Origin of the sequence: Alicyclobacillus sacchari, assembly GCF_004366795.1 — a bacterium.
Lineage (GTDB): Bacteria > Bacillota > Bacilli > Alicyclobacillales > Alicyclobacillaceae > Alicyclobacillus > Alicyclobacillus sacchari.
Genome location: NZ_SORF01000032.1, coordinates 1 through 6,003 on the forward strand (window position 1 = coordinate 1; position 6,003 = coordinate 6,003).

Genomic DNA, 6,003 nt, shown 5'->3' on the forward strand with positions numbered 1-6,003 from the left:
CGACATTTGGGGTGCGCGACCACCGCCTCCCATCCTCCGTGCTGAACCTCGTGCACGACGTCGATAGGGATATAGCGCTTGGGACGATTGAGCAAATGCCCCCATACGGTCGGATCGGACGTGTCCTGTGTCGTCCGCAGGTAGTCCAGGATGATTTTCACGTCCGGCGACTCGTAGAAGTGCTTGTCGCCGACCACATGATACGGAATGTCCGCGTCGGCGAGGGCTTCTTCAAACAGTCGGGACTGGATATTGGTGCGATACAACACCGCAAAGTCGTTCCACGGCACTCCTAACTCGTTACGCAAGCGCGTCAGTTCGCTTGCAACAAAGCGCGCCTCCTCTGTATCGCTATGCACCGTCACGATTTGCGTGATAGCGTCCGGCGACATGTCTCGATGAGCGATAACACGTTTCGGAATTTGGTGGCCAGCGTTTAGGTTGATAATGCGACTGCCTAAATCGACGATAAGATCATGTGAGCGATAGTTGCGTTCTAGAAAGACCTTTTTCGCTCCGGGAAACCTACGTAAAAATTCGTTCATGAGACTGGGTTGTGCTCCGCGAAAGCCATAAATCGATTGCCAATCATCTCCTACGACGAATAGGTTGTTGTGCGCCTTGACGAGTTCCAACAAGAACAGCCACTGCGCCGTGTTCGTGTCCTGAAATTCGTCCACCATGACATATCGCCAACGCTGACGCCACCGCTTCGCGAACGCTTCGTCCGAACGGAACAGGCGAATCGCGTGGAGGATCATGTCCTCGAAGTCCAAGGACTTGCGCTCGGCCTTCAGCGTCTCATACGCCGCGTAGACTTTGGCCAAAGGGTCAGACAACTGGTGCGGTCCAAGCGCGTCCGCCTTGGCCTTGGCGATGGCGGAGATGGCCTCGCCTAGCTTCATCGCGGGCCCGACGCCGTGCGGATTCTTGCCACTTGGCTCCTCCAGCACGCGCTCGATCATCCACGTGGGGTCCGACAGCACGCGCCAGTCCTCCCCGAGTTCTGGTGTGACCATGCGATATGCGACAGAATGAATCGTCCCGATGGTCACCGCCTTTCCCCGCTCGCCTACGGCAGCAAGCAGACGGTCAGTCATCTCCTGTGCGGCCTTTCGCGTGAAGGTGCACGCGAGGATGTCCCCAGGTCTTACGCCCTGGTTGATGAGGTACTGGATGCGCGCGATGAGCATGGCGGTCTTTCCGGAGCCCGCCGCAGCGACGACCATGCAAGGACCGTTTTTGTGTGTTGCAGCTTCCCGTTGTGCGTCGTTCAGTTGGTTGAGAATGGGCACGAATATCCTCCTCAACGGTTGCTCCGTGCGCGCTTGTGGCGGCACAGTGGCTTTGCAATTGGGTGCTTCATGGGATGCGCTTGGATGAGTCCGGACGATGTGATACCGTGGACAGTCTGGGTGATGGATGCCTAGGGGATTCGTGACGACCGTGTACGTCGGAGGGCGAATGCGGACGCGGCGCAGATGCATGGGGACTGGACGGTCGGGATCGCAGAGACAGTTGACGTCCGTGCCGAGTGTGTAGCATTCGGCGAGCAAGTCTTGAACTTCGGAAGAAAACAAGTCCTCGTACGACAGACGATGATGAGCACTGCCACAAACGATTTCGATGCATCGCGTATCCATGTCCCACGCGCCTCCTTTGGAGAAAGGATAGCGCGTGAGACATGAATAATTGCGCCAAGTTTAGGCCATTTCATACTCGCTGTAAACTGATGCAGCCCGAACTACCGAGCTGTCCATTTTATGTCTACCGCACTTAAATCGAAGCGAAGCGCCTTTTGTAATATTGTATAATAAATTCCATATATAATCAATGTTTGATTTTATAATGAGGGACCGAAAAAGATTCACGAAGATCGATTTGTCTGAACTGTCCAAACTTATTTCTGTATTTAGCGACGACAATAGCAGTTCCCTGTGTAAAATCAGGGCTAGTAAGCCATGCGTTAATAATTATTATCTTATAGCTTTGGGCCGATCTTGTTACTAATAGAGCTAAATTGTGCTTGAAGACTTTCTGGGTTAAACGAGGATTAGTTAAATCCGGAGCCAAATAATGCGCCCCCGTATCTAAGTCATCCACCGTTGCGATAGGAAGCTGTTTGAAGCTTAGTGTTTCCGCGCTATACATATATTTCTTAAGTACATTTGATACAAAGATATCTTGTTCTCTAGCCGTATATAGATAGCAAACTAACAATATTATAAATAATAAAGAGACCATGATAGTTACAACTAAAATTCGCTTTATTTTCACACCTCATTACCTCCTTCTCTTTTATGAGAAACAAAGTTACGGCAAGCGCGTGAAATTCAGTTCTTTACATAACCTTCCCAAGCGCTCGGACGAGATCGTCCACCTTGCGGGTGCTGACGCCCTTCACGTAAGCCTCCTGGATGACAGCTGCAAGTGCTTGCTCCGCTCGTGTCCTGGGCACGAGCAGGGAAGGTAAGAAGCTACCTTGGCGGAGTTTCGAGCTCTTCAGCTCCACGGTTCCAAGGTGCGTATCCCACGTGCGCGAGCCGTTTCGTAGCGTGACATACCTCCCTCTCAGTTCACAACGCTCCGCGCCGATTTTTTCTTCGACTCCGTATCGGCCATGAATTAGGCGAACCGTCACATAGCTGACAATACAAGCTCAACTTATATATGCCCAATCATATTTAGACCCAGAATGTCTAAAGATAATCATATCACCCAATAATTCAGGAACCGAATTTCTTTCTTCTACAGGGAATGGTATCATTTTATCGGTATTAGTGGAGAAAAGGCCCTTTTTAGAATCATTTATTCCTCTCCATAAGATTACCGAGTCGTCAGCATAGACGTACGATGAGTCTCTTGAAACACTCAGTACTTCCCCTTTTGATATATCATAATATTTCACGCCAGAAGTTTTGCTAGACCATATGAAGCCGTCTTTTCCGGAGCAAAAATCAAATGAATTTATATTATATCCAGAATATAGATTTCTAATTTTACCGCCATTTAATCTATACATGACAATCGAGTACGGTTCCCCTCGTGAAGTGAGGGAACTCTCACCCATAAAGTGCGTAGCAGGCGTATATATTAGGGCAATCTTGTTATTCCAAACAGCAAAATCTTCGATAACATTGTGATCTTGCTGTCCCTGTTCAGAGAACAAAACTGTCTGTCTTTTTGTGTCCAACTTTACCTCGACAACCTTTGTGTTCACGGTATTACCAGAAGAACCCTGCAACCCAAGAAACAGATCATTACCTAGCAAATGAACCTCCATTAACTGTTCGTTTGAATCCTTCGGAGGAGCCCAAACTTGAAATTCTTTTTTTGTTGATACGTTGTATGCATAAACCCTTTCACCGTCGTCCGGACCAATGCCCATCGAAAGGTAAATCCAACAAAGCCAATTACCACTTGAATACAAATATGATGGTTGGTATCCGAATTCAGGATCCATCTGTGGTAAATATGTGTTGGTTTTCAGTACCACGACTCTGCCTGGCTGATAATTATCATTCGTTTGAGGAAATGATGGATATCCCTTAGGAACCTCATTTGGCAGCACTCCAGGTGTAGTACCCAACAATCCAAGCTTTTTATTATACTGAATAGGCTGAAATTCGGAGCTACCATGATGGATCTTCCCTATAGTCGGCTTAACATCTTGGCTAGATTCAACTCTGGTACTAGCTTGAGGACCGCATCCTGAAACGAGTATGATTGCAGAACTTAACATGCCTATCAGGCAAACAAGCCTTTTTTTCATAATAGATTCTCCTCTGTCAAATCCCCAAGGGAGAATTACTCCCTTGGAGAATTTATAAAGCGATAACTTAGTAAACTACACCTTGGAAGTGTAGCGAAGTCGACGATCCGGAATTCAAACTATTCAATTCAGAAACGGTGTATGAAACATTGTGTCCATTTGCATTCAAATCAGATTCATCGTACCAGCCCATCGTATCAGTAGATACATTATAGGAGTCACCGGTTACATAATGGTAGAGATAATTTGGACCACTAGACTGATAGCCTGGAATATATCCATAAATATCCAGGATATCAGGTACGTGTTGCTCATATCCAACAGCGTAAATCGTATCGTCATAGACGTCGGTTACGCTTGGATCGACTGGCGAAAGTGAATATGTATGATAACTTTGATCGCTGTTTAACGTACTCGTCCAATTTGATCCATATCCTGTTCCAGCTGAGTTCGTCCAACCTAATTGAGACTTAAGCGTAGAGACCGAAGGTCTTGATGAATGGGGAATATTATATAGCAGGTTATAAGCGGCGATTGGTCCACACGTTGTCCCTGCATCGGGTTCTGTCATGGTACCCGTTGACACAGTATAGGAAGGAGTAGCAGGCCCGTAGTCCGGCATCGAATCGGGTGACAACATGCCTGTAGTAACATTTGAAGTATTAGAGCCTGACGAATTAATCAAATTTACGATTTTTTGTTGTTGAGCTTCAGCAGTAGCTTCCTGAGATGCAGTAAGAGTAACTTGGCTATTTGGAATGTTTGATGTCGATGTATCTGCCATAACAACAGCTGGACACAGAGCGCTGAATGCAATTCCTAAGGAAACGCATATAAAATGTGATGCTTTCAATGACAAGACCTCCACAAAAAGAATTAGTGTATAGATAGACTCTTTCACTGTTCAGCAACAAGTACTGCCTAATTCACTCCTCCCATAGCAATATTCATAAACCAAAATTACAAAAATATACATTGATTACATATATACCAATTATACAGCATTTCATGAAATGTACAATTGGTTCAAGTGTGGAATGATATAACATTTAAAATCGGCGGAATCACACCATCGGCTGGTTTTAGCGTGGTCAACCCCAACATGGTTGCAACAACCAAGCACCCACACAACATGAGCTTCTTCACTTCATCTCACCCCCTCTCAACGAAAACAGGACACGATGCTACTCTCTAGGAAGCCGTTGAAGCTCGCGTAATACGTGATTGGCCAATTCTTTTCCGCAAGCCCGTAATGCTTCTACAGCTTGCAACCAGTATGTCTCGGCTTGAACCCATTTCCCACGTTGCTTGTAGAGTTCACCTCCCAACATGAAGAGTTCGGCTCGAATCGGAGTCGTCACGGGAAGCTCTAAGGCCTCGTGCAAACAAGTTTCTGCGTCATCCCAGTTCTGATCAACTAGGGACCACTTGATTTTCTCTTCGAGCAATCGAGCTTTCCATTCATCACTGGACACTTCGCTTAGTAGAACGGTGTAATCACGAAGGAATGCATCGGCATCCCGTTGAATTCGCTTGAGCACCAATCTGTTGTGCCGAACTGCGTACAACAGGCGTTCATCCTGCCGAGAATCGGCTAAATCACGCGCCCTATCTAACAACAGAGATACGTTCTCTCTCATTCCCAAACTCATCTCAGCGGTTGTCCATCCGACGATCGCCCATGCCTCAAGTTCCGCATTCCCCATGCGTCGCGCGGACTCAGCAGCCAAGACATAATGTTGAATCGCCTGGTCGTGTTCTCCTGAAAGTTCATAGATGCTTGCCAAATTAATCTGTGTACGAATCCAACGCTCATCTGAAGGCCCGAGTAGATGCAGAATGAGCCTGAAAAACGTCTCCGACATCTTTAACTGACCCAACTGCCGGGTGCTCAACGCCAGACCACGCAATATGTCATAGGCTACATCTCGGTTGTCATGCAGTCGTGGGTCCACTACAAGAGGGAGAAGCGTTTCGACAGCGCACTGGTAACGCTCCAAGTTCACCAAGGTGATACCCCGGTGGGCGTTAATATGGAAATCCCATGTTGTGAAGTGATACGCCTCACACAAGCTGCGCGCTGATTCCCACATCTCTAAGGCATCATGCCATCGTTCTTGTCGCTCTGCTTGTTCCGCCTGATGGATGAGGGTCATCATCGTCTTTTGGACGATTTCATTGTGGGAACCGAAGAAAATATCCACGGTGACTTGTAAACGTTCCGCTAGATA

Annotated in this window: 5 protein-coding genes and 1 pseudogene; all 6 read right to left on the reverse strand. The window is 47.3% G+C overall.

The window, feature by feature from the left end:
- A partial coding sequence (locus C7445_RS13920; RefSeq protein WP_134161271.1) for an ATP-dependent helicase occupies positions 1 to 1,643 on the reverse strand: 1,643 nt, incomplete at its 3' end.
- Positions 1,644 to 1,830: 187 nt separating this feature from the next.
- Positions 1,831 to 2,277, reverse strand: coding sequence for a hypothetical protein (locus C7445_RS13925; protein ID WP_134161273.1), 447 nt, complete (start codon positions 2,275 to 2,277; stop codon positions 1,831 to 1,833).
- 76 nt (positions 2,278 to 2,353) lie between these two features.
- Positions 2,354 to 2,608: pseudogene (locus C7445_RS13930) on the reverse strand (transposase); the annotation flags it as partial.
- A gap of 51 nt (positions 2,609 to 2,659) precedes the next feature.
- Positions 2,660 to 3,772 carry a hypothetical protein gene (locus tag C7445_RS13935; RefSeq protein WP_134161275.1) on the reverse strand — a complete coding sequence of 371 codons (1,113 nt, stop codon included), beginning with the start codon at positions 3,770 to 3,772 and terminating at the stop codon, positions 2,660 to 2,662.
- Positions 3,773 to 3,839: 67 nt separating this feature from the next.
- On the reverse strand, positions 3,840 to 4,625 hold the full coding sequence (locus C7445_RS13940; RefSeq protein WP_134161277.1) for a hypothetical protein: 786 nt from the start codon (positions 4,623 to 4,625) through the stop codon (positions 3,840 to 3,842).
- A 331-nt stretch (positions 4,626 to 4,956) separates the two neighbouring features.
- Positions 4,957 to 6,003: tetratricopeptide repeat protein (locus tag C7445_RS13945; RefSeq protein ID WP_134161279.1), on the reverse strand; the 1,047-nt coding region annotated here is incomplete at its 5' end.